General features: G+C 48.8%; 1 protein-coding gene. It reads right to left on the reverse strand.

Annotated features, from left to right (window positions below; translation table 11 throughout):
- On the reverse strand, positions 1–1,027 hold a 1,027-nt coding region (gene proS, locus R7P67_RS26595), incomplete at both ends, for a proline--tRNA ligase (RefSeq protein WP_318086553.1).

Genomic DNA, 1,027 nt, shown 5'->3' on the forward strand with positions numbered 1-1,027 from the left:
ACGATTGCTACTTGGAAAGGTGCAATTGCGTCTGGCCAAATGATGCCGTATTTGTCGTGGTTCTGTTCAATCGCAGAAGCAACAACACGCGATACACCGATGCCGTAACAACCCATCTCTAGGATTACGTTTTTACCGTCAGGGCCAAGAACGCTACAGTTCATTGCTTCTGAGTAAACGTTACCAAGTTGGAAGATATGACCAACTTCGATACCACGTTTCAGCATTAGCGTACCTTTACCACATGGGCTTGGATCGCCTTCTACTACGTTACGTAGATCTTCTACTTGACCCAGTTCAACGTCACGACCCCAGTTAATACCGAAGTAGTGTTTACCGTCGATGTTTGCGCCAGCGCCAAAGTCGCTCATGACTGCTACGCTGCGGTCAACGATGAATGGCAGTTCTAGGCCTACAGGGCCAAGAGAACCAGGGCCAGCACCGATCAGTTCACGAATTTCTTCTTCTGATGCCATCTCTAGTGGAGAAGCCACTTGAGGTAGGTTTTCTGCTTTCACTTCGTTTAGCTCGTGGTCACCACGAACGATCAACGCAATGATTGGTGCATCGATTTCGTCAGACGCCTTAACAAATAGCGTTTTAACCGTCTTCTCGATAGGTAGACCGTGTTGCTCAACCAACTCCGCGATTGTTTTCGCGTTTGGAGTATCAACTAGTGTCATTTCTTGAGTTGGTTCTGCGCGTTCTACCGCAGGCGCTAACGCTTCTGCTTTTTCGATGTTCGCTGCGTAATCAGACTCAGTAGAGAATGCAATTAGGTCTTCGCCGCTGTCTGCAAGTACGTGGAACTCTTGAGAGCCGCTACCACCGATAGCGCCTGAGTCCGCAAGTACTGGACGGTACTCAAGACCCATACGGTCAAATGCTTTACAGTAAGCATCGTGCATTGCTTGGTAAGATTTCTCTAGACCTGCTTTGTCGATGTCGAAGCTGTATGCATCCATCATGCAGAATTCGCGTGCACGCATTACGCCGAAACGTGGACGACGCTCGTCACGGAATTTAG

Source organism: Vibrio sp. Vb0937 (assembly GCF_033338855.1).